The following is a 22,863-nucleotide window of genomic DNA, read 5'->3' on the forward strand; positions in this document are numbered from 1 at the left end:
AGATGCACGTGTCCGGGCGCATCGAGGATTACGCACTGATCGGGGACATGCAGACCGCGGCACTGGTCTGTCGGGACGGGGCGGTGGACTGGCTCTGCCTGCCACGCTTCGACTCGCACGCCGTGTTCGCGAGCATTCTCGGCACCGAGGATCACGGGTTCTGGCGGATCGGCCCGTCGTTCCCGGCGGGTACCGAGGCCCCGCGTGCGACCCGCCGCCGCTACCGCGGCGATTCGCTGGTGCTGGAGTCGGAGTGGGACACCCCGCGCGGCAAGGTCCGCGTGATCGACTTCATGCCGCCCCGCGAGGATCACGCGCCGCAGCTGATCCGCATCGTGGAGGGCATCAGCGGGCGCGTGCCGATGCGCTCGGCCCTGCGGATGCGTTTCAGCTACGGGCGGGTCGTGCCGTGGGTGCACAAGGTCGACGGGCGCACCGTGGCCGTGGCCGGCCCCGACTCCGTCTGGCTGGACGCCGACGCGCAGACCTACGGCAAGGACCTGACGACGTACTCCGACTTCACCGTCGGCCCCGGCGACCGGAAGGCCTTCAGCATCAGCTGGCAGGCCTCGCACCGCGACGCGCCCGAGACCCCCGACGCCGAGGCGGCCCTGGAGTCGACCGCCGAGTTCTGGCGCGAGTGGGTCGAGCAGTGCACGTACCACGGGCCCTACCGGGAGGCCGTGATCCGCTCGCTGATCACCCTCAAGGCCCTCACGTACGGCCCCACGGGCGGGATCGTCGCCGCGCCCACCACCTCCCTCCCCGAGGAGATCGGCGGGGTCCGGAACTGGGACTACCGCTACACCTGGCTGCGGGACGCGGCCATCACCCTCTCCTCGCTGCTGCGCACCGGATACCGCGAGGAGGCCCGCGCCTGGCGCGAGTGGCTGCTGCGCGCCGTCGCCGGCGACCCGGAGAACCTGCAGATCATGTACGGGATCGCGGGCGAGCGGGAGCTCGGCGAGACCGAGCTCGACTGGCTCCCGGGCTACGAGGGCTCCACCCCGGTCCGGGTCGGCAACGGCGCCGCCGGCCAGCTGCAGCTCGACGTGTACGGCGAGGTCACCGAGGCCCTGCACCTGGGCCACATGACCGGGCTCGCCCGCAGCGACTACGCCTCGCTGCTCCAGCTCAAACTGATCCGCTACCTGGAGACCCACTGGGACCAGCCGGACGAGGGCATCTGGGAGGTGCGCGGCCCGCGCCGCCACTTCGTGCACTCGAAGGTGATGGCCTGGGTGGCCGTGGACCGCACGATCAAGCTGATCGAGAGCGGGGACGCGGACGGCCCGCTGGAGCGGTGGCGCGAGCTGCGCGACGAGATCCACCAGGACGTGTGCGAGAAGGGCTACGACAAGGAGCGCAACACCTTCACCCAGTCGTACGGGTCGAAGGAGCTGGACGCCTCCCTGCTGCTCATTCCGCAGATGGGCTTCCTGCCGCCGGACGACAAGCGGGTCATCGGCACCATCGAGGCGATCCAGCGCGAGCTGTCCACGCCCGACGGTTTCATCCTGCGCTACCCGACGGCGGGCGAGGAGGCCGGTGTGGACGGCCTGGAGGGCGACGAGGGGGCCTTCCTGGCCTGCTCGTTCTGGATGGCCGACGACCTCGCGATGATCGGCCGGGTGGACGAGGCGCGGCGGCTGTTCGAGCGGCTGCTGTCGCTCCGCAACGACCTGGGTCTGCTCGCGGAGGAGTGGGACCCGCGGCTCCAGCGGCAGGTGGGGAACTTCCCGCAGGCCTTCAGCCACGTTCCGCTGATCGACACGGCCCTGCGGCTGACGGCCAGCGGGGCGTACGGAGGCTAGGTCGAAAGGGCCGGCCCGGGCCGGCTCGGCTCGGCTGCGGGCGACTCGCCCGGGGCGCGGATCTTCTCGCCGCGCCCCGGTGATCGTCCGCGCCTACCCTGGAAGGGTCCTATGCCCTCCCCCCGGTGGAAGGGGGCAGCCATGGCTCCCCTGTCGAAGGCGGGCGCGGCCCTGACCGCGCTCCGCGAGGATCTGTCCGGCGAGGTCTTCGCCCCGGAGGATCCGGGGTACGACGAGGCCCGGACCCTCTTCAACGCGATGATCGACCGCAGGCCCGCCGTCATCGCCCAGTGCGAGAGCGCGGCGGACGTGGTGACCGCCGTGCGGTTCGCGAGGGATCTGGACCTGAACGTCGCCGTGCGCGGCGGCGGGCACAGCGTGGCCGGGATGTCCCTCAACGACGGCGGCCTCGTCGTGGACCTGCGGCGGATGCACGAGGTGACGGTCCATCCGGCGGCCGCGGCCGCGCACATCGGGGGCGGGGCCACCATGAGCCACCTGGACCGGGCCTGCCAGCCGTACGGGCTGGCGACCACCGGCGGCCGGGCCTCCACCACCGGCGTCGGCGGCTACGTCCTGGGGGGCGGCAGCGGCTGGCTGGACCGGAAGTTCGGCCTGGCCGTGGACAACCTGCTGGGCGTGGACCTGGTCACCGCGGAGGGCGAGCTGATCCACGCGACCGCGGAGGAGCATCCGGAGCTGTTCTGGGGGCTGCACGGCGGCGGCGGGAACTTCGGCATCGCCACCTCGCTGACCCTGCGGCTGTACGAACTGCCCGCCATGTCGATCGCGTTCCTGCTGTACCTGCCGGAGCGCGGGCCCGAGGTGGTCCGTACCTACCGGGACGTCATCGAGGCCGCACCGCCCGAGGCCGCGGGCGCCGCGCTCTACCTCACCGGCCCGCCCGAGGAGTTCGTCCCGCCGCACCTGGTCGGCCGGCTGCTGGCCGGGACGCTGCTGACGTACGCCGGCCCCGAGGACGAGATGCGGAAACTGGCCGAGCCGCTGCTGGCGATCCCCCACGAGTCGGAGATCGTCACCGCCATCCCGTACGCCGATCTCCAGTGCATGATCGACGACCCGCCGGGCATGCGGAACTACTGGTCGGCCGAGTACCTCACCGGCTGTCCCGACGCGTTCGTGGACGTCTTCTGCGCCCGCGCCGAGGCCATGCCGGTACCGACCGGCACCCAGCACCTGGTCTTCCCGCAGGGCGGCGCCATCGCCTCCGGCCCCGCCGACTACCCGGTGCCGTACCGCGACGCGCCGTGGGCGGTGCACCCGTTCGGGATCTGGGAGGACGCGGCCGACGACGAGCGCTGCCGGCAGTGGGTCAAGGACGTCCGCGCCGACGCCCGGCCGTGGAGCACCGGCGCGGTCTACCTCAACTTCACCGGGGACGAGGGCGTGGAGCGGGTGGTCTCGGGCCTCGGCGGCGAGAACATGCAGCGGCTGGGCGCGCTGAAGCGGCAGTACGACCCGGACAACATCTTCCGCTTCAACCACAACATCCGGCCCGCCTGACGATGGGCACGGTTGTGCCGGTAGCGTCCCGCGATATGGAAAACCAGGGCGGGATCACGGTTCAGCGGGCACTGGAACTGCCGGGGCTGCGCAGCGGACTGCCGGAGGTGGTGGCCTGCGCCGACCGCCTGGGGCGGACCGTCCGCTGGGTGCACGCGGGCGAGGTGCCGAACATCGCCTCCCTGCTCAAGGGCGGTGAGCTGCTGCTGACCACGGGCCTGGGCCTCGGCACCCGGCCGGCCGAGCAGCGTGCCTTCGTACGCCGCCTCGCGGACCGCGGGATCGCCGCGCTGGTGGTCGAGCTGGGCCCGCGCTTCACCCGGCTGCCGGCGACCCTCGTGGAGACCGCGCGCTCGGCGGGGCTGCCCCTGGTCCAGCTCCACCGGGAGGTCCCCTTCGTGGCGGTCACGGAGGAGGTCCACACCGAGATCGTCAACCACCACTACGCCCTGCTCCAGCGGGCCGAGGAGGTCCACCGCCGCTGCACGGAGGCCTTGCTGGGCGGCGGGGGCATCCCGCAGGTCCTGCGGATCCTGGCCGACTTCACGGGGAACCCGGTCTTCCTGGAGACCCCCGACGGGCAGCTCCTGTACGCGGCCGGCAGCGCGGCCGGGGACGCGGGCGCGGACCCGCTCCAGGTGTGGGAGGGCCTGCGGGGCCAGCGCGAGGCCGAACCCTCCACGAACACGGTGGTGGTCGACGTACCGGGCGGGGGCCACGGCACCGGCTCGGTCCGGGCCCGGGTCGTCCTGGTCGGTGTCTCGGCCCCGCTGCTCCCGGTGCACCGGATGGCGGCCGAACGCACGGCGGGCGTCCTGGCCGTCGTCCTGATGCAGGCCCGGCAGGAGGAGGAGCTGGCGGCGCGCGGCCGCGGCGACTTCCTGACCGACCTGGCGGAGGGCCGCATCTCGGCGGAGGACGCACCGGCGCAGGCCCGTGTCCTGGGCTTCAAGCCGGGCGGCGGTCCGCTGCTGCCGGTGGTGATGCGGCTGGCCTCCGACCTCGGCCCGTCCGGGAACTGGGCCGTCCTGGCCCGTGCGGTGCTGGAGGAGCTGTCGTCCGTCGGGGTCCCGGTCCTGCTGGGCGTCCGCCCGGTCGAGGGCCGGGTGCCGCTGCTGGTCTCCCTGCGCGCGGAGTCGGAGCGTACGGCGGTGGCGGACCGGGTCTCGGCCGCGCTGCGGGCGGGCGTCGAGCGCGCGGGCCTGGACCGGGCCGCCGCCCCGCCGGCCGTGGTCGTCGGCGTGGCGGGTGGCTGGGCGGCGGCCTCGGCGGGTCTGCGCCACGCCGCGGAGACCGCCACGGCGGCCCACGGCCTGCCGGCCCGTCCCTGGTACGACGCGCGCCGCCTGGACATCGACCTGCTGCTGTGGCGGCTGCGCGAACACCCCGACCTGGCCGCCTTCGTGGACCGCGCGATCGGGCCGCTGCGCACGCACGACACGACGTCGCGCCCGCCGCTGCTGCCGACGCTGGAGACGTACCTGGCCCACGCGGGCCGCAAGGCGGAGACGGCGCGCGAGCTCCATCTGAACCGGCAGACGCTCTACAACCGGCTGGCCCGCATCTCGGAACTCCTGGGCACGGACCTGGACGACCCGGAAACGGTCCTCTCCCTGAGCCTGGCCCTCCGCGCCCGCCGCCACACCCTTTCCTGACGCGCCGCTCGCACGCCTCGGCCCTGGCGGGCCTTTCCGGACCCGCGCCTCAATCGCCGGCGGGGCTGAATTCCAGCCCCGCCGGGAGGCTACCTACGGCGTTCCATCAGTTCGTCGTAGACGGACAGGACCTGCGCCACCGTGTCGTCCTCCGACGGCCACGTCGCGGCCTGGACGCGCCCCGCGGCCACCAGGGCGGCCCGGCGGTCCGGGTCGGCCAGCAGGCCGGTCACGGCCGAGGCGAGCGGCCCGGCCTCGCCCGGCGGGACCAGTACCGCGCCCTCTCCCACCAGCTCCGGGACACCGCCCACCGTCGTGGCGACCAGCGGCACGCCGACCCGCAGCGCCTCCTGCGCCAGCAGCGCCCGCGCCTCCCACCGGCTGGGCAGCACCGCCAGGTCCGCCGCCGCCAGCAGCTGCGCCGCGTCCCGGCGGCGCCCCAGCAGCCGTACCGGGAGGCCTTCCGCCTCGATCCGCCGGGAGAGCTCCGCCCGTAGCGGTCCCTCCCCCGCGATCACCAGCAGCGGCGCCGGGTCCAGACCGCGCCACTCGCGTGCCGCGTCGAGCAGTACGGAGTACCCGCGGTGCGGCACCAGGCTGCCGACGGCGATCAGCAGCGGCCGTTCCACCGCGCCGAGTTCCGCCCGCACCTTGCCGGGGTCGGCCACCGCCTCCGGACCCGCCAGGACCGCCGGGACCGCCACCGGCGCCAGCCGCGCGTCCCTGGCGCCCCGCAGCCGTGCGGCGTCCACCTGGTCCGAGGAGGCCCCGAGCACCACCGCCGCGGCCCGCGCGACGTGCCGTTCCAGCATCCGGCCCAGCCGGCCGAGCGCACCGGCCGCCGTGGGGCCCTCGCCGTGCCAGCTCACCACCAGCGGCACCCGGCGCCCCCGTATGGCCAGCGCGGCGCGCATCCCGGCGCGCACGCCGTGCGCGTGCACGAGGTCCGCCCCGGCGCAGGCGGCCCGCAGCACGCTGACCGCGTCGGGCGCGAACTGCGCCCCGGCGCCGGTGAAGTCGTACTCCCCCTCCGCCTGGACGGGCGCGCACACCGTGACCCGTACCCCGCGCGCGGCGAGGCCGGTCGCGAGGGACCGTACGTGAGCGCTGCTGCCCGCGCCCGCACCGCCGCCGAGTACTTGCACGGTGCGCAGCGGAGGCCGGCCGTAGGGCTGGGCCGGGAGGGAGGTGGAGACCGGGGAGCTGCTCACGGGCCGAAGCTCCAGGGTGAGGGAGTCAGAGAACGCCAAGGATGCCAGTCCGCACGCGCGTTCCGGGACCATACGGGTGCGGATCCCGTACGAGATACCGCTGGACGCGCCTCAGCCTCACCCACACGGACTATCCCCGGACGGCGAAGGGCCCGGAACTCCGCGCGTTCCGGGCCCTTCGCACCGTGTGTCATCTCACGCGTCCGCGCGCGCCGCCGCCAGCAGTTCCTCGGCGTGCGCCCGCGCCGAGGCCGAGTCCTCGTGGCCGGCCAGCATGCGCGACAGCTCACGGATCCGGTCCTCGCCCTCCAGGACGGTGACCCCGCTCCGGGTGACCGATCCGTCGTTGGTCTTCTCGACGAGCAGCTGCCGGTCCGCGAAGGCCGCCACCTGCGGCAGGTGCGTGACGACCACGACCTGCGCCGACTTGGCCAGCTTCGCGAGGCGCCGGCCCACCTCGACGGCCGCCTTGCCGCCGACGCCCGCGTCGACCTCGTCGAAGAGGTAGGTGGGCACCGGGTCGGAGCCCGCGAAGACGACCTCGACGGCCAGCATCACCCGGGACAGCTCACCGCCCGAGGCGCCCTTGGCGATCGGCCGCGGCTGGGCGCCGGGGTGCGGGGCCAGCAGCAGCTCGACCTCGTCCGCGCCCGAGGGGCCGTAGGCGACCGGGCGGCCGTCCACGTCCACTCCGTCGGGGTCCTCCGCCTGCCGGATGTCGATGGTCACGCGGGCGTGCGGCATCGCCAGCGAGGCCAGCTCCTGCGTCACCGCGGAGGCGAAGCGCGTCGCGGCCTCCACCCGGGCGTCCGTCAGCGCCTGCGCCAGCAGGGACAGTTCACCGCGCAGTCCGTCGCGCTCGGCGGTCAGCTCGGTGATCCGCTCGTCGTCGCCGTCCAGTTCCAGCAGCCGCGCCGCGCCCTGTTCGGCCCACTCCAGCACGGCGTCCACGGTGCCCGCGGAGCCGTACTTGCGGGTGAGCTGCGTCAGGGCGGCCCGCCGCTCCTCCACCGCGGCCAGCCGCAGCGGATCGGCGTCCAGGTCGTCGGCGTAGCCCGCCAGTTCCCCGGCCACGTCGGACAGCAGGATGCCCAGTTCCCCGATCCGCTCGGCGAGCGCGCCGAGGGCCGGGTCGTGGGACCGTACGGATTCCAGCGCCCGGTGGGCGCCCGCGACGAGCATGTTCGCGTCGATGGCCTCCGGGTCCTCGGGGTTGCCCGCGAGGGCGGCGTGCGCCAGCTGCGCCGCCGAGGACAGCGATTCGGCGTGCCCGAGCCGCTCCGCCTCGGCGGCGAGTTCGGTGTCCTCGCCGGCCACCGGTTCCACGGCCGCGATCTCGTCCAGCCCGAAGCGCAGCAGGTCCGCCTCCTGGGCCCGTTCCCGGGCCCGGGTGGTGATCTCCTCCAACTCGACGGCGACGGCGCGGAGCCTGCGGTAGGCCGAGCCGTACTTCTCCAGCGGGACGGCGACGGCGTCCCCGGCGTACCGGTCGAGCGCCTGCCGCTGCCGGGCGGGGCGCAGCAGCCCCTGCTGGTCGGTCTGCCCGTGTACGGCGACCAGGTCGTCGGCGAGCTCGGCGAGCAGGCCGACGGGCACGGAGCGGCCTCCGACGTGGGCGCGCGAGCGTCCCTCGGCGGACACGGTCCGGCTGATCAGCAGGGCGCCGTCGTCGAGCTCGGCCCCGGCTTCCTCGGCGCGTACGGCGGCGGGGGCGTCGGGGCGCATGACGATGCGGCCCTCGACCACCGCGGCCTTGGCCCCGATCCGTACCAGGGCCGGGTCGGCGCGACCGCCGAGCAGCAGCCCGAGGCTGGTGACGACCATCGTCTTGCCCGCGCCGGTCTCGCCGGTCACCGCGGTGAATCCGGGCGACAGCTCGACCACCGCGTCGTCGATGACCCCGAGCGACCGTATCCGCATCTCCTCAAGCACGGGACGACGATACCGAGGTTTCATGGGTGCCATGTGACGTCACCCGCCCCGAGTTCTCCGAACGCATGTGCTATTAATGCTCTCCCGGCCGAACTCCCCCTCGCGTCAGGGGAATAGGCGCCGGGGACCGTTTCGGATTCAGTCCGGCTTGCGGGCGACGAGTGCGGCATTCGCGCCCGCCGCGTCCAGCGGCAGGACCTCGACCGGCCCGAATCCGGCGTCGGCCAGCCAGCCGCGGTACTCGGCGTAGGTGTAGTTGTGGCCCGATCGGGTCTCGACCAGCATGTTGAGGCCCATCAGAGCCGCCGGGGCGGGCCCGCGCTCGTCGTCGTCGAGGACCAGCTCACAGATGATCACGGCGCCGCCCGGGGGCAGCGCGGCGAAGCACTTGTCCAGCAGCCTCCGCCCGGTCTCCTCGTCCCAGTCGTGCAGGATCATGCTCAGCAGGATGACGTCGTGGCCGTCGGGCAGCCGCTCGTCGTGCAGGAAGTCGCCGTCGCGCGCCTCGATCACCTCCGAGAGCCCGAGGCCGGCCACCTTCTCCCGGGCCATCGCGGCGACCCGGGGCAGGTCGAGGACCGTGGCGCGCAGATGGGGGTGGCGGCGGCACAGGGCGACGGGAAAGGCTCCGGTGCCTCCGCCGATGTCGAGCAGCCGCCGGTGGGCGGTGAAGTCGTACGCCTCTCCGAGCCCGGCCGCGGTGAAGGAGGAGAGGGTGAACATCGCCTCCCAGAAGCCCTCCAGGATGCCGGGATCGGCGGTGACGAAGGCCGACTCCTGGGTGTCCGGGTCCCAGGTCGTGGGACGGTTGGTGTGCAGGGCCTCGCCCAGCCGCTGCCAGGCGGGGTAGCCGTAGCGGTCCGAGTAGCGCACGAACCCGCCGAAGTAGTGCGGGCGTCCCTCGACGAGGAACTCCCGTGCCGTCGGCGCGTTGCGGTAGCGGCCGTCGTCCCCGCGGTCGAGCAGACCGAGGGCCGTGCAGCAGGCGAGCAGCATCCGGACGGGGCGGGGGTGCAGGCCCAGTTCGGCGCCGATCCGCTGCGCATCGGCCGCTTCCAGCCGCGCCAGCGCGGTGAACAGGCCGAGGTCCACGGCGGCGGCCAGCACCTTGAACCGCCAGAAGCCGGTGGTCAGTTCCATCAGCGGCACGGGGGTGGGCGGTGCGCCCGGGCCCCGGTCCGGCTCCGGCCGCCCGTCCCCGGGCCGCTCTTGCGTCTCCGTTTCGACGGTCCATGCCATCGCACCGCTCCTCACTTCGAGATCTCCGACTGACCGAGCCACCCCCCTGAGCACGTATGGTAGTTACTCAAGTGCAGAGAGTTAACCATGTGACGCAGGAGGTTCTTGTGACGAACGCCGTCGGCCTGGACGGCCCGGCCATGCTGCTGATGCCGCTCCCCGGCGAACTGCCGGGGTCCCCGGCCCCCGTCGGGGCCCGGCTGACCGGCCTGATCGAGGAGCTGGGAACCTCCGGGTACACGGCGGCCATGGGCTCCGACGCGGACGCCGGCGCGGCCCGGGCGGAGCTGCTCGCGCGGCTCGCCGCCCTGCCGGACGAAACCATTCCGCTCTCGGGCGAACCGCCCGTCGGCAGCTGTGTGCACGACGCGTTCTTCGAGGTCCGGCGGGGACTTGGCGACAGCGCGGCCCTGCTGGCGGGGGCCGTCCTGGTGAGCGACGTACTGGTCCGCGAGGACCTCGCGGCCAGCGGCAGCACCCTGGAGGAGGACCCGGACGACCTGCTGCTGGGCGTGACCGGCTTCCTCACCGGCACCCTGCTGCCGGCCGTCAAGGCCGGACCCTGGCTGCCCGACCGGCCCGTGGAGGCGGCCAACCGGCGCTGGCTCGTCGGACACCAGCGGTTCTTCGTGATGCTCCAGCTCCTGACCGTCGCCCTGCGCCGGCTCGACCGTCCCGACGCCACCGCCCCGCAGGAGGAGGCGGCGGTGCGCTCCTTCGGCTGGCTGTGCCGCAGCACGGCGGTCTCCATGCGCTACGCCGCCGACTTCCCGCCCGAGCTGTACGCGGAGGTGCGCGAGACGATGACCCCGCCCGCGGTCAACGCCGGCTTCAGCGGACTCCAGACCCGTGACCACCAGGAACTGGTCAACTGGATGCGGCGGTTGAAGCACGGCGGCGGCCTGGACCGGCTGGACCCGGCCTCCAGGACCGCCGTGCACGCCGCCGTCCAGCACCTCTACGACGCACACGTGTGGGTGTGCGACCGCTTCGGCGGCTCCGCCGAGCCCAGTCTGCTGATGGCCCAGGCCGCGCAGGCCGCCGGGGAACGGGCGGAGAGCGGGGTGGCCGCCGCCGAGCGGCTCGCCCGCCGGCGGCTGCGGTACCTCACCCCGACCGGCACCGCCTGACCGGCGGCGGTTCGCCCGTCCGGGGGACGGCTCGATCGCCTCACCCCTGGGACCTCCCGGTCCCCCGCCCTCGTCCCACCCACCGGCCCGCCGGCCCGCCGGCCCGCCACCCAGGAGACAGCAGGATGACCACCCCGCGTACGGACGCCCCGGCCGCCTCCGCGTCACCGCCGGAGACGGGCCGCTTCCGCCCCCGTCGGCTGGCCGGGCTGCTGCGCCCCCGCACCGTCGAGGAGGTGGTGGGCCACGTACGGGCGGCGGCCCGGGCGGCCGGAGCCTCCCCCGACGGCGGCGGATCCGCCCCGGTCCCGCTGCACCCCGTCAGCACCGGCCGCAACTGGGGCCTGGGCTCGGCCCTTCCGGTCCGGGACGGCGCCGCCGTCCTGGACCTCTCCGGCCTCGACCGCATCCGCGAGATCGACACCCTGCGCGGTTACGCGGTCGTCGAACCGGGCGTCACTCAGGACCTGCTTGCGCGGCGGCTGACCGGAACCGACCGCGTACTCAACCTCACCGGCGCTTCCCGCCACACGAGCATCATCGGCAACATCATCGAGCGGGGCGTCGGACTGCACCGGACGCGCGCCGAGGACCTCGCCGGCCTGGAACTCGTCCTCGCCGACGGGCAGCGCGTGCGGACCGGCTGGTGGCCGGCGCCCGGCGGGCCGGCCGTCGTACAGCCGCACGGCTCCGGCCCCTCCCTCAACCACCTGTTCACGCAGGCGTCCTGGGCCGCCGTGACGGCCGCCGTGGTCCGCCTGCGGCCCCGCCCCCGGACGGTGGCCGTCCTGCCCCTGACCTTCCCGGCGGACCGGCTGGCCGCAGCGGTCGACGTCCTGCGGGAGTGGACGGCCGGGCACCTCGTCCCGCCCACCACGAAGATCTACGATCCGGTCGCGGCCCGCACCTACGGCGTACGCGACCGCTACCTGGCGCACCTGGCCCTCACCGGCGACGCCGAGGTCACCGACGCCCTGACCCGTATCGTCGGCGACCGGGTGCGCACCCCCGGGTCCCCCTTCGAGCACGCTTCCCCGGAGGCCGCCGACGCGGACGTGCACGCCGCCTACGCCGGGCGGCCCGACCCGGCCGACACCCTGTTCCGCCGCAAGACCGGCGGCTGCTGCGCCCGCTGCCTGGACCGGGAGCGCGGCCTGCTGATGTTCCTGCCGCTGGTGCCCTTCCGGGGTACGGCGGTGGCGGAGGCGGCCGGGCTGGTGCGGGACGCGACGGCGGACACCACCGCCGGCGTCACGATGAACGTGCTGGACGCCGACACCGTCGACCACGTGGTGACCATCGGCTTCGCCCCCGGTGACCCGGACGCCGCCCGGCGGGCCCACCGCACCCTGGACCGGCTGCACACGGCCTTCGCCGCCCGGGGCTGGCTCCCGTACCGGCCGGACGTCGACCACCCCCTGCCCGCCCCGCACACCGCCCTGCACCGGCGGCTGCGCGACGCCCTCGACCCGCACGGCGTGTTCGCCCGGGGCCGCTTCGAAGGGCCGCGGCCACCCGCCGCCCCGTGATCCCGTCCGTCAGTGCGGCGCGCCGCGCCACCCCGACACCGGCAGCGCGAACTTGGCGACGAGCCGGTCCGTGAAGGACGCGTGGTGCAGCCGGGCGAGCCGCACCGGCACCGCACCACGCCGTACCTCGACCCGAGCCCCGGCGGGCAGCTCCAGCGTGCGCCGCCCGTCGCACCACAGCACGCCGTGCGGCGTGCCGTTCTGCACCTCCACCGCCAGCACCGAGGTCGGCGAGGTCACCAGCGGCTTCGCGAACAGCGCGTGCGCGCTGATCGGCACCAGCAGCAGCGCCTCGACCTCCGGCCAGACCACCGGCCCGCCCGCGGAGAAGGCGTAGGCCGTGGAGCCCGTCGGAGTCGCGCAGACGATCCCGTCGCAGCCGAAGCCGGTCACCGGGCGCCCGTCGATCTCCAGGACCACCTCCAGCATCCGCTCCGGGGACACCTTCTGGACCGCGGCCTCGTTCAGCGCCCAGTCCCGGTGGACCACATCGCCGTTCGTGCGCACGATCACGTCGAGCGTCATCCGCTCCTCGACCTCGTACGAGCGCGTCACCACCCGGTCAACGACCTTGTCCAGGTCGTCGCGCTCGGCCTCGGCGAGGAACCCCACCCGGCCCAGGTTGACGCCCAGCATCGGCACCCCCGAGGCGCGCGCGAACTCCGCACCCCGCAGCAGGGTCCCGTCCCCGCCGAGGACGATGAGCAGCTCACACCCGTCGAGCGCCCCCGGGGTGGACTCGGTGACCAGCTCCACCTCGGGGGGCAGCGGCAGGTCCACCGCCTCGTGCTCCATGACGCGTACGCCCAGCCCGCATCTCAGCAGACCCTGCACCACCAGCTCGGCACTGCGGATGGCCGCAGGCCGCCCGGTGTGCGCGAGCAGGAAGACCGTCCGCCCTTCCCCCGAAATCCGTGAACCCGCTGCACCTGCTGAACCCGCTGAATCTGTCACTGCGGCCCCTCCGCCACTGCACGGTCAACATCTGCCGGGTCGAGGGCCGGTGCCCCCGCCCGCAGCCACAGAAAGTACTCGACGTTCCCCGACGGCCCCGGCAGCGGACTCGCCGTCACGCCGAGAACACCCAGCCCCAGCTTGGCCGCCTGCGCCGCGACCTCGCGTACGGCCTCGGCCCTCAGCTCCGGGCTGCGCACCACGCCGCCGCTGCCCAGCCGGTCCTTGCCGACCTCGAACTGCGGCTTGACCATCAGCACCAGGTCCGCGTCCGGCGCGCAGCAGCGCACCAGCGCCGGCAGCACCAGACCGATGGAAATGAACGACAGGTCACCGACGACCAGGTCGACCGGGACCCCGTCGAGCTGCTCCACCGTCAGCTCGCGCACGTTCGTACGGTCCTTGACCGTGACCCGGTCGTCGCTCTGCAGGGACCAGGCCAGCTGCCCGTAGCCGACGTCCACGGCCATCACGTGGGCCACGCCCGAGCGCAGCAGCACGTCGGTGAACCCGCCGGTGGAGGCGCCGGCGTCCAGCGCGCGGCGGCCCTCGACGGCCAGCCCCTGCGGCTGGAAGGCCGCCAGCGCGCCGGCCAGCTTGTGGCCGCCCCGGGAGACGTAGTCGGGGTCGCTGTCGTCCTTGCGGACCACGAGGGCCGCGCTGGTCTCGACCTGGGTGGCCGCCTTGGTCGCGGTGGTGCCGCCCACGGTCACCCGGCCCGCTGCGATCAGCTGCGCGGCGTGCTCGCGCGAGCGGGCCATGCTGCGGCGTACCAGTTCGGCGTCCAGGCGGCGGCGTGCCACTCCTGCCACGTTCGGTTCAGCTCCTGTTTTCGTACGGTCCGGGGACGGGCGGTGCGTCCAGCGCGGTCAGCGCCTCGCGCAGGCCCCGGTGGACATCCTCGTACACCTCGACGTGTCCGTCCGCCGCGAGGTGGTCCGCGTCCGCCAGCCGTGCCAGGTGCGCGTCCACGCCGGCGTGGCCGGTGGGCGTGCGTACGACGCCCAGCGCCACGGGCCCGGCGGGCTCGACGGGCTCGGCGGAGGCTTCGACCCGGGGGTCGGCGGCTTCGTCGGTCATGCCCCGACGCTACCTCGAAGCGCCCCGCGACCACGCATGGCTCTGCGGTACGGTCGTGATCACGATGGCTACGATCCAGGAGTGCCGCGAAGCACTCGACAACCTCTCCGGCAATCTCGCGCGGGCCGACGACGGCGTACGCGGCGCGGCCGCGTTCGACCGCTCCCTGAGCTGCCACATCACCGACCTGGACCAGACGTTCACGGGCCGCCTCGACGCGGGCCGGATCCGGGTGGACGCGGTCGCCCCGGGGCCGCCCGCCTCGAAGGCCGAGATCCGGCTCGCGATGACGGGCGACGACCTCGTGGCGCTGGTCGCGGGCGAGCTGAAGTTCGCGAAGGCCTGGGCCTCGGGCCGCGTCAGACTGGAGGCCGGCTTCCGCGACCTGCTCCGCCTCAAAACGATGCTCTAGCCCCCACCCAGCCCCGCCGCCTCGGTCCCCGCCGGCCCCTTCCAGCCCCGCCGGCGATTGAGGCACGGGGTCTGGGGCGGAGCCCCGGTCTTCTCAGCCCCGCCGGCGATTGAGGCGCGGGGGTCCGGGGGCGGCGCCCCCGGCAACCGGCCCGCACCCGAAGCCGAAGCCGTCCGCCCGGCCGGAGGCTACTCCGTCCCGGCCACCACACGGGCCTTGCGCGCCGCCGGAACCACCAGCGGCGTCCCCGTCTCCGGATCCGGGATCACCTGGCAGCGCAGCCCGAACACCTTCTCCACGAGCTCCGCCGTCACCACCTCGGCCGGCGGCCCCTCCGCGACGACCTTCCCGCCGCGCATCGCGATCAGGTGCGTGGCGTACCGGGCCGCGTGGTTCAGATCGTGCAGCACCGCCACCAGCGTCCGCCCCTGCGTCTCGTGCAGCTCCGCGCACAGGTCCAGCACGTCGATCTGGTGCTGGATGTCCAGGTACGTCGTCGGCTCGTCGAGCAGCAGCAGCGGCGTCTGCTGGGCCAGCGCCATCGCGATCCACACGCGCTGCCGCTGCCCGCCCGACAGTTCGTCCACGGCCCGGTCGGCGAGCTCGGCGACCCCGGTCGAGGCCATCGACTCGTTCACGATCCGCTCGTCCTCGGCCGACCACTGCCGCAGCAGCCCCTGGTGCGGGTACCGGCCGCGCGAGACCAGGTCGGCCACCGTGATCCCGTCGGGCGCGATCGAGGACTGCGGGAGCAGGCCCAGGATCTTGGCGACCTTCTTCGCGGGCATCGACCCGATGGCCTGCCCGTCCAGCAACACCCGCCCCGTGGACGGCTTCAGCATCCGTGACAGGGCCCGCAGCAGCGTGGACTTGCCGCAGGCGTTGGGGCCGACGATCACCGTGAAGGAGTTGTCGGGGATCTCCACCGACAGGTTCTCGGCGATGACCCGCTGGTCGTAGCCGAGGGTCACGTTCTCCGCGGTCAGCCGCTGCACTTGCGTACTCCTCATCAGGTTCATATACGTCCCGCCTTGCGCTCGGTGACGAGCAGCCAGAGCAGGTAGACACCGCCGACGAGGCCGGTCACCACACCCACCGGCAGCTGGTCGGCGCCGAAGGCCCGCTGCGAGGCCCAGTCGGACACCATCAGCAGCACCGAGCCCATCAGGGCGGCGTTCACCAGGTTCATGCCGGGCGAGCGGGTCAGCCGCCGGGCCAGCTGCGGCGCGGCCAGCGCGACGAAGCTGACGGGCCCGGCCGCGGCGCTCGCCGCGGTGGTGAGCAGGACCGCGGCGAGCATCAGCAGCATCCGCGTCCGCTCCACCCGCACCCCGAGCGCGTACGCGGCGTCGTCGCCCATCTCCATCATCCGCAGGGCCCGGCCCTGCCCGAGGACCAGCGGGAAGAGCACCGCGCACACCGCGAGCAGCGGCCACACCTGCGCCCAGTCCCGGCCGGCCAGCGAGCCGGTCAGCCAGACCATGGCACGGGTGGCCTCGATCAGCTGGGCCTTCGTGATCAGGTACTGGATCACGGCGATCAGGACCGCGGAGGCTCCGATGCCGACCAGCACCAGCCGGTAGCCCTGGATGCCCTGCTTGTAGGCGAGCAGGTAGACGACGACACCGGCCAGCAGACCACCGACCAGCGCGCCGACGGCCACCTCGGTGGCGCCGCCCTTGAACAGGATGATCACGACGAGCGCGCCGACCGTCGAGCCGTACCCGAAGCCCAGCATGTCCGGGGAGCCCAGCGGGTTGCGGGAGACGGACTGCAAGACGGCCCCGGAGATCCCGAGCGCCGCGCCGACGAGCAGCGCGACCAGGGCCCGCGGCAGCCGCAGGTCGTTGACGATGAAGTCGGTGGCGGGGGTGCCGTTGCCGAGCAGGGTCTGTACGACGTCCCACGGCGCGATCTCGAAGTCGCCGGTGCCGATGAGCACGACGGACATCGCGAGCGCCGCGACGGTCAGCAGGACCCCGACGGCCAGGGCGCGCCGCTCGACACGCAACGAGACCCCACCGGGCAGGCGCAGCGGACGGGGGCCGGACCGGCGGCCCTTGCGGGGGGTGTCGGTCGCGGTCACGGTGGTGGGCGCGGTCGCGGTCACAGCTGGGCCATCCTCTTGCGCCGAACCAGGTAGATGAAGACCGGGCCGCCGATGAGCGCGGTCACGACGCCGACCTGCAGTTCGGCGGGCCGGGTGACGACACGGCCGACGATGTCGGAGCCGAGCAGCAGTGCCGGCGCCAGGACGGCCGAGTGCGCGAGCACCCAGCGCATGTCAGGACCGGTGACGGCCCGGACGAGGTGCGGGACCATCAGCCCGATGAACACGATGGGCCCGCACGCGGCGGTCGCCGCACCGCACAGCAGGGTGATGGCGACCATGGCGCCGATCCGGGTCCGCGTCAGGTGGGCGCCGAGCGCCCGCGCCGTGTCGTCGCCCATCGCCATCGCGTTGAGCGGCCGGCCCAGCACCAGCGCGAGCACCGCGCCGACGAGCAGGAAGGGGGCCACCTGCCGGACGGTGTCCATGTTGGCCGAGGCCAGCGAACCCACCGTCCAGAAGCGCAGCTTGTCCAGCGCCTTGCTGTCCAGCAGCTGCACGGCGTTGATGTAGCCGACGAGCGCCGCGCTGGCCGCCGTACCGGCGAGCGCGAGGCGCACCGGGGTCGCGCTGCGGCTGCCGCCGAGCACGTACACGAGGACCGAGACGAAGGCGGCGCCGAGGAAGGCCCACCACACGAACTCGTTCAGCGAACTCGCGCCGAAGAAGCTGATCGCGGAGACCACGGCGGCCGCGGCACCCGCGTTGACGCCGAGGATGCCGGGCTCGGCCAGCGGGTTACGGGTCAGCGCCTGCATCACGGCACCGGACAGGCCGAGTCCGAGCCCGACCATCAGCCCGAGCAGGGTGCGCGGGATCCGCAGATCCCGCACCACCACGTCGGAGGGCGTACCCGCGTAGGCGAACAGGCCGTGCCAGACCTCGTCCAGGGACATCTGCTTGGCGCCCACGGCGATGCTCACGACGGCGATCAGTGCCAGCACCGCGACAGCGGCGAGCAGACCGGCGGCGCGCGCGGCATGGCGCGGGCGGGCTACGGCGGCGGCGCCCGCTTCGGGCGCCGCGCTCCGTTCGGGTTCAGGGGGACTCTCGACCAACACGCAGGTTAGGCTAACCTACCCTCCGCACGGGCGGGTCCCCCGGATGGCGCTAAAGACCCAGCCTGGCCAGCGCCTTCGCCGCATCGAGCGTGCAGACCCCGTCCCCGGCCACGGTCCAGGCCGCAGCGCACAGCGCCCGCAGCGCGTCGAGCGGATCCCCGCCCTGCCCGGCCTCCCCGCCTTCCCCGCCTTCCCCGCCCTGCCCGGCCTCTCCGGGCTCTCGCAGTTCCAGCACGCCGCCGTTCGTCGCGACCGCCGTCCAGCCGCCGCAGCGGAAACCCTCCGCGCACGGCTCCACTTCCGGCTGCCCGGTCAGCAACCCCCGCAGATCCCGGTCCACATAGGTCGGGCGGTGCCTCGGCTCGGCCCGCAGCAGCTGCTCCGCGTCCGTGACCCCGGTCAGCACCAGCAGCGAGTCCACCTCCCCGTTGAAGGCACCCTCGATGTCGGTGTCCAGCCGGTCGCCCACCACCAGCGGCCGCTGCGCCCCGGTACGCAGCACCGTCTCCCGGTGCATCGGCGGCAGCGGCTTGCCCGCCACCTGCGGCTCCGCGCCCGTCGCGATCCGTACGACCTCCACCGCGGCCCCGTTGCCCGGTGCGATGCCCCGCGCCCCCGGAATCGTCAGGTCGGTGTTCGACGCGAACCACGGCACCCCGCGGTTGATCGCGTACGAGGCCTCCGCGAACCGCCCCCACGGCAGGTCGGGACCCCCGTACCCCTGGACGACGGCCGCGAGCCCCTCCTCCTCGGCCGACTCCACCGGCACCAGACCCCGCTCGCGCAGCGCGACCCGCAGCCCGTCCCCGCCGATCACCAGCACCTTCGACCCCGGCTCCACCTGCTCCGCGATCAGCCGGGCCACCGCCTGCGCCGAGGTGATCACCTCGGCGGCCTCCGTCGGAATGCCCAGCTCACCCAGGTGCTCCGCGACCGCGTCCGGGGTTCGCAGCGCGTTGTTCGTGACGTACGCGAGGTGCATCCCGTCCGCCCGGGCCGCTGCGAGGGACTCCACGGCGTAGGCGATGGCCTCGCCACCCGCGTACACCACCCCGTCCAGATCCAGCAGCGCGGTGTCGTACGCCTGGTGCAGACTCTGCTCACTCGCCGCGGGACTGGTCCTGCTCTGCCGGGTCATCCTGTCCGCTCCTCATGAGATCGACCTTGTCCGATTCCGTACTGCCCCGATCATCCCGCATGGCGAGACGCGTTTTACCATGCACCAATGACCACATCTGGTACCGCGGAGCATGGGCTGCGCCTGATCCCGTTCCATGGCCTGCGCTACGTCCCCGAGCGTGTCGGCAGCCTCGCGGCCGTCACCTCGCCGCCGTACGACGTGGTCGTGCGTCCCGACGGAGTCGACCACCTCGAATCCGCCGACCCGCACAACATCGTCCGCCTGATCCTGCCGCAGGCCGGTACCCCGGCCGCGCGCAACGAGCAGGCCGCCCGCACCCTGCACGACTGGCTCGCCGAGGGCATCCTCAGCGCCGACCCCGAGCCCGCGCTCTACGTGTACGAGCAGCGCCGGGCCGGCCTGCTCCAGCGCGGCCTCATCGGCGCCCTCGCCCTGTCCACCGCCGACGCCGGCATCGTCCTGCCCCACGAGGACGTCATGCCGGACGTGGTCACCGACCGGGCCGGCCTGATGCGGGCCACCTCAGCCAACCTCGAACCCCTCCTGCTCACCTACCGGGGCGACGACCCCGGCACTGGAGCGGCCGCGGTCGTCGAACGGACCGCCCAGCTCGCCCCCCTCCTGTCGACCACCACCGAGGACGGCTTCCAGCACCGCCTGTGGGCCATCACGGATCCGGCCGAACTCGCCACCGTCATGGCGGACCTCAGCCACCGCCAGGCCCTCATCGCCGACGGCCACCACCGCTGGGCGACGTACCTGCGCCTCCAGGAGGAGCACGGCTCCCCCACCGCCTGGGACTTCGGCCTGGTCCTCCTCGTGGACACCGCCCGCTATCCGCTCCAGGTCCGCGCCATCCACCGGATGCTGCGCCGCCTCCCGGTGCCGGACGCCCTCGCGGCCCTCGACGGCCACTTCCGCGTCCGCCCGGTCGACGGACCGCTCCCGCTGGCCCTGGACACCCTCGCGGACGCCTCGGAACGCGGCAACGCCTTCCTGATCGCCGGCGACGGCGCCTTCCACCTGGTCACCGACCCTGACCTGGCGCTCCTCGACACCACGGTCCGCCACGACCGCCCCGAGGCCTGGCGCCGGCTGGACGCCACCGTCCTGCACGCGACCCTGCTCGACGCCCTTTGGCACATCCCGGACGCCCCGGACCAGATCACGTACATCCACGACGCCGCGTCCACCGTGGCCATGGCCGAGCGGCACGGCGGCACGGCGGTCCTGCTGCATCCCGTACGCGAGGAAGTCGTGCGGGACCTGGCCCGCCAAGGCGTCACCATGCCCCGCAAGTCCACGTCCTTCGGACCGAAACCGGCCACCGGCCTGGTCCTGCGCGGCCTCGGCTGACCGCTTCCGGACATGAAGAAGGGCGGTACCCCGACCGGGGTACCGCCCTTCTTCATGTCACCGTGCCTCAGGCCTTGTCGCCCTCGGCGTCGGCGTCGACGTCGGCCTCGGACCGCTCCAGCGGCTCGTACTCCTCGTCGTCCTCGTCGTAGTACTCGGCGACGTCGGAGGCGCGCTCGGCCGCGGCGATCTCCGCCGCGTCCTCGCCCTCGTCGTCATCCTCGTCATCCTCGTCTTCGTCGTCGTCCCTGTCGTCGTCCTCGTCCTCGACCTCGGAGAGGTCGGACAGGTCGATCGAGGCGTCGACGAACTCGACACCGTCGAGCTCGGCGAGACGGTCGGAGGCGTCGGTCGCCCCGTCCTTGTCCGCTTCGAGGGTCTTGCCGAACCACTCGCGCGCCTCGTCCTCACGACCGGCCGCCAGCAGGGCGTCGGCGTAGGCGTACCGCAGGCGCGCGGTCCAGGGCTGGACCGAGTTGGAGGCCAGCTCCGGGCTCTGCAGGGTCACGATGGCCGCTTCGAGCTGCCCCTGGTCCCGCCGGGCACCGGCCGCGACCAGACGCATCTCGACCTGACCGGCCTTGTCCAGCTTCTGCACCTCGGGCTCGCCGGCCATGGCCAGTGCCCGCTCCGGACGGCCGAGGCCGCGCTCGCAGTCGGCCATGACGGGCCACAGCTCGACCGAACCGGTCATGCGCTTGGCGGCGCGGAACTCCGCGAGGGCCTCGCTGTACTTCTGCGTGGCGTACGCGGCGAAGCCGGCGGCCTCGCGGACAGCGGCGACGCGGGAGGCCAGCCGCAGGGCGATGCGCGAGTACGCGTACGCCTGCTCGGGCTCGTCGTCGATCAGCCGCGCGACCATGACGAGGTTCTTGGAAACCTCTTCGGCCAGGCCCTTGGGCAGGCTCAGCAGCTCCTGGCGCACATCGGCGTCGATCTCAAAGCCGGTGACGTCCTCGTCGATCGGAAGCCGCTTGACCGGGTCACGGTCCGAGCGGTAGTCGCGGTCGCCGCCGCGGTCATCGCGACCACGGTAGCCACCACGGTCACCACCGCGATCGTCACGGCCACCACGGAACCCGCCACGGTCGCCACCGCGGTCGCCACCGCGGTCGTCACGGCGGGGGTAGGACGGGCGGTCGCCGCCACGGTCGTCACGACCGCCACGGAACCCACCACGGTCGTCATCACGACGGGGGTACGACGGACGGTCGCCACCACGGTCATCGCGACGGGGGTAGGACGGACGGTCGCCACCGCCACCACCGGAGGGACGGCCACCACGGTCGTCCTCACGACGCGGGTAGGACGGGCGGTCGCCGCCACGGTCGTCACGACCGCCACGGAACCCACCACGGTCATCGTCACGACGGGGGTACGACGGGCGGTCGCCGCCACGGTCGTCACGACGGGGGTAGGACGGACGGTCGCCACCACGGTCGTCGCGACGGAAGCCGCCACCGCCGCCACCACCGGAGGGACGGCCACCACGGTCGTCCTCACGGCGCGGGTACGACGGACGGTCCCCACCGCGGTCATCGCGACGCGGGTAGGACGGGCGGTCGCCGCCACGGTCGTCACGACCGCCACGGAACCCACCACGGTCGTCATCGCGACGGGGGTACGACGGACGGTCGCCACCACGGTCGTCACGGCGCGGGTAGGACGGACGGTCGCCACCACGGTCGTCGCGACGGAAACCGCCGCCGCCACCGGAGGGACGGCCACCACGGTCGTCCTCACGACGGGGGTAGGACGGACGGTCGCCGCCACGGTCGTCGCGACGGAAGCCGCCACCGCCGCCACCACCGGAGGGACGGCCACCACGGTCGTCCTCACGACGCGGGTACGACGGACGGTCCCCACCGCGGTCATCGCGACGCGGGTAGGACGGGCGGTCGCCGCCACGGTCGTCACGACCGCCACGGAACCCACCACGGTCGTCATCGCGACGGGGGTACGACGGACGGTCGCCACCACGGTCGTCACGGCGCGGGTAGGACGGACGGTCCCCACCACGGTCATCGCGACGGAAGCCACCGCCGCCACCACCGGAAGGACGGCCACCACGGTCATCGTCACGACGGGGGTACGAGGGACGGTCGCCACCACGGTCATCGCGACGCGGGAAGCTGGGACGGTCGCCACCACGGTCGTCGCGACGGAAGCCACCGCCGCCACCACCGGAAGGACGGCCACCACGGTCGTCCTCACGACGCGGGTACGACGGACGGTCGCCACCACGGTCGTCACGACGGAAACCGCCGCCACCGCCGCCACCGCCGGCCGGGCGACCACCGCGGTCATCGCGACGGAAGCCGCCACCGCCACTGGACGGCCGGCCACTGGCACCACGGTCGTCACGACGGAACGGGGGGCGGTCGCCACCACGGTCGTCACGGCCCCCGCGGTAGCCGCCCCTGTCACCGCCGTCGTTGCGCCGAGGCTCGCGCTCCGGACGATCGTCGGGAGAGTTGGACATGGGTGTGACTCCTGTCTTCGGGGTACCGCTAGTCATTCTCGCGCAACCAACCCATGGCCGCGCTTCGGCGTAAAGAGGTGAAAATAAAAAAAGGACCTTTGGTCCAGCGTTGAACGCTGGACCAAAGGTCCTTTGAAAGATTGTTCGGCGGCGTCCTACTCTCCCACAGGGTCCCCCCTGCAGTACCATCGGCGCTGAAAGGCTTAGCTTCCGGGTTCGGAATGTAACCGGGC

19 protein-coding genes and 1 rRNA gene are annotated in these 22,863 nt (G+C 73.6%); 7 read left to right on the forward strand and 13 right to left on the reverse strand.

All coding sequences use genetic code 11. The features are described from left to right. The first annotated feature begins 2 nt into the window (after positions 1-2). The 3 genes from ACFY0D_RS37300 (at position 3) to ACFY0D_RS37310 (ending at position 4,993) form a co-directional block, all read left to right on the forward strand. The gene (locus ACFY0D_RS37300; protein WP_390802346.1) at positions 3-1,814 is read left to right on the forward strand and encodes a glycoside hydrolase family 15 protein; all 1,812 of its coding nucleotides are present in this window, start codon (positions 3-5) and stop codon (positions 1,812-1,814) included. 141 nt (positions 1,815-1,955) lie between these two features. Next, on the forward strand, positions 1,956-3,338 hold the full coding sequence (locus ACFY0D_RS37305) for an FAD-binding protein (RefSeq protein ID WP_390802329.1): 1,383 nt from the start codon (positions 1,956-1,958) through the stop codon (positions 3,336-3,338). Between the two features lie 35 nt (positions 3,339-3,373). Beyond that, a complete protein-coding gene (locus ACFY0D_RS37310) occupies positions 3,374-4,993 on the forward strand; it encodes a PucR family transcriptional regulator (protein WP_390802330.1) in 1,620 nt (539 codons plus the stop codon). 89 nt (positions 4,994-5,082) lie between these two features. Here the strand turns inward: ACFY0D_RS37310 and ACFY0D_RS37315 are convergent, their stop codons facing one another. From ACFY0D_RS37315 to ACFY0D_RS37325, 3 genes are all read right to left on the reverse strand, one after another. Beyond that, a complete protein-coding gene (locus ACFY0D_RS37315) occupies positions 5,083-6,204 on the reverse strand; it encodes a glycosyltransferase family 4 protein (RefSeq protein WP_390802331.1) in 1,122 nt (373 codons plus the stop codon). 195 nt (positions 6,205-6,399) lie between these two features. Further along, positions 6,400-8,124, reverse strand: a complete 1,725-nt coding sequence (recN, locus tag ACFY0D_RS37320; RefSeq protein ID WP_390802347.1) for a DNA repair protein RecN — start codon at positions 8,122-8,124, stop codon at positions 6,400-6,402. A gap of 150 nt (positions 8,125-8,274) precedes the next feature. Further along, the gene (locus ACFY0D_RS37325) at positions 8,275-9,375 is read right to left on the reverse strand and encodes a methyltransferase (protein WP_390802332.1); all 1,101 of its coding nucleotides are present in this window, start codon (positions 9,373-9,375) and stop codon (positions 8,275-8,277) included. A gap of 107 nt (positions 9,376-9,482) precedes the next feature. Here ACFY0D_RS37325 and ACFY0D_RS37330 point away from each other — a divergent pair, with 107 nt between their 5' ends. Together ACFY0D_RS37330 and ACFY0D_RS37335 are read left to right on the forward strand one after the other, a co-directional pair. Then, positions 9,483-10,505 (forward strand): hypothetical protein, encoded by a 1,023-nt coding sequence (locus ACFY0D_RS37330; RefSeq protein WP_390802333.1) that lies wholly within the window; start codon positions 9,483-9,485, stop codon positions 10,503-10,505. Between the two features lie 125 nt (positions 10,506-10,630). Beyond that, entirely contained in the window at positions 10,631-12,034 is a 1,404-nt protein-coding gene (locus ACFY0D_RS37335; RefSeq protein ID WP_390802334.1) for an FAD-binding oxidoreductase, read from the forward strand. Between the two features lie 9 nt (positions 12,035-12,043). Here ACFY0D_RS37335 and ACFY0D_RS37340 read toward each other — a convergent pair whose 3' ends face one another. Genes ACFY0D_RS37340 through ACFY0D_RS37350 form a run of 3 tightly spaced genes read right to left on the reverse strand, consistent with a single transcriptional unit; the run spans position 12,044 to position 14,068 of the window. Then, the gene (locus ACFY0D_RS37340) at positions 12,044-12,988 is read right to left on the reverse strand and encodes an NAD kinase (RefSeq protein WP_390802335.1); all 945 of its coding nucleotides are present in this window, start codon (positions 12,986-12,988) and stop codon (positions 12,044-12,046) included. Next, entirely contained in the window at positions 12,985-13,800 is an 816-nt protein-coding gene (locus ACFY0D_RS37345) for a TlyA family RNA methyltransferase (RefSeq protein WP_030011831.1), read from the reverse strand. The genes ACFY0D_RS37340 and ACFY0D_RS37345 overlap by 4 nt, the downstream gene beginning before the upstream one ends. A gap of 7 nt (positions 13,801-13,807) precedes the next feature. Continuing rightward, on the reverse strand, positions 13,808-14,068 hold the full coding sequence (locus ACFY0D_RS37350; protein WP_390802336.1) for a hypothetical protein: 261 nt from the start codon (positions 14,066-14,068) through the stop codon (positions 13,808-13,810). Positions 14,069-14,132: 64 nt separating this feature from the next. Here ACFY0D_RS37350 and ACFY0D_RS37355 point away from each other — a divergent pair, with 64 nt between their 5' ends. After that, entirely contained in the window at positions 14,133-14,480 is a 348-nt protein-coding gene (locus ACFY0D_RS37355; protein WP_390802337.1) for an SCP2 sterol-binding domain-containing protein, read from the forward strand. A gap of 188 nt (positions 14,481-14,668) precedes the next feature. On the opposite strand, the gene ACFY0D_RS37360 is transcribed toward ACFY0D_RS37355, so the two are convergent. Genes ACFY0D_RS37360 through ACFY0D_RS37375 form a run of 4 tightly spaced genes read right to left on the reverse strand, consistent with a single transcriptional unit; the run spans position 14,669 to position 18,789 of the window. After that, positions 14,669-15,475, reverse strand: coding sequence for an ABC transporter ATP-binding protein (locus ACFY0D_RS37360; RefSeq protein WP_390802338.1), 807 nt, complete (start codon positions 15,473-15,475; stop codon positions 14,669-14,671). A 20-nt stretch (positions 15,476-15,495) separates the two neighbouring features. Then, a complete protein-coding gene (locus ACFY0D_RS37365; RefSeq protein ID WP_390802339.1) occupies positions 15,496-16,590 on the reverse strand; it encodes a FecCD family ABC transporter permease in 1,095 nt (364 codons plus the stop codon). After that, positions 16,587-17,651, reverse strand: coding sequence for a FecCD family ABC transporter permease (locus ACFY0D_RS37370; RefSeq protein ID WP_390802340.1), 1,065 nt, complete (start codon positions 17,649-17,651; stop codon positions 16,587-16,589). The genes ACFY0D_RS37365 and ACFY0D_RS37370 overlap by 4 nt, the downstream gene beginning before the upstream one ends. 49 nt (positions 17,652-17,700) lie before the next feature. Beyond that, positions 17,701-18,789: an HAD hydrolase-like protein gene (locus tag ACFY0D_RS37375; protein ID WP_390802341.1), complete on the reverse strand. Its 1,089-nt coding sequence runs from the start codon at positions 18,787-18,789 to the stop codon at positions 17,701-17,703. 87 nt (positions 18,790-18,876) lie between these two features. Between ACFY0D_RS37375 and ACFY0D_RS37380 the strand changes: the two genes are divergently transcribed. Continuing rightward, on the forward strand, positions 18,877-20,148 hold the full coding sequence (locus ACFY0D_RS37380) for a DUF1015 family protein (RefSeq protein WP_390802342.1): 1,272 nt from the start codon (positions 18,877-18,879) through the stop codon (positions 20,146-20,148). Between the two features lie 67 nt (positions 20,149-20,215). Here ACFY0D_RS37380 and ACFY0D_RS37385 read toward each other — a convergent pair whose 3' ends face one another. The 3 genes from ACFY0D_RS37385 to rrf all read right to left on the reverse strand — a co-directional run. Continuing rightward, positions 20,216-21,073: a hypothetical protein gene (locus ACFY0D_RS37385; RefSeq protein ID WP_390802343.1), complete on the reverse strand. Its 858-nt coding sequence runs from the start codon at positions 21,071-21,073 to the stop codon at positions 20,216-20,218. Further along, entirely contained in the window at positions 21,055-22,494 is a 1,440-nt protein-coding gene (locus tag ACFY0D_RS37390) for a hypothetical protein (protein ID WP_390802344.1), read from the reverse strand. The genes ACFY0D_RS37385 and ACFY0D_RS37390 overlap by 19 nt, the downstream gene beginning before the upstream one ends. A 278-nt stretch (positions 22,495-22,772) precedes the next feature. Next, positions 22,773-22,863, reverse strand: a 5S ribosomal RNA gene (gene rrf / locus ACFY0D_RS37395); the annotation flags it as partial.

The sequence above is a fragment of the Streptomyces sp. NPDC001502 genome, from assembly GCF_042894785.1.
Taxonomy (GTDB): Bacteria; Actinomycetota; Actinomycetes; order Streptomycetales; family Streptomycetaceae; genus Streptomyces; species Streptomyces kutzneri.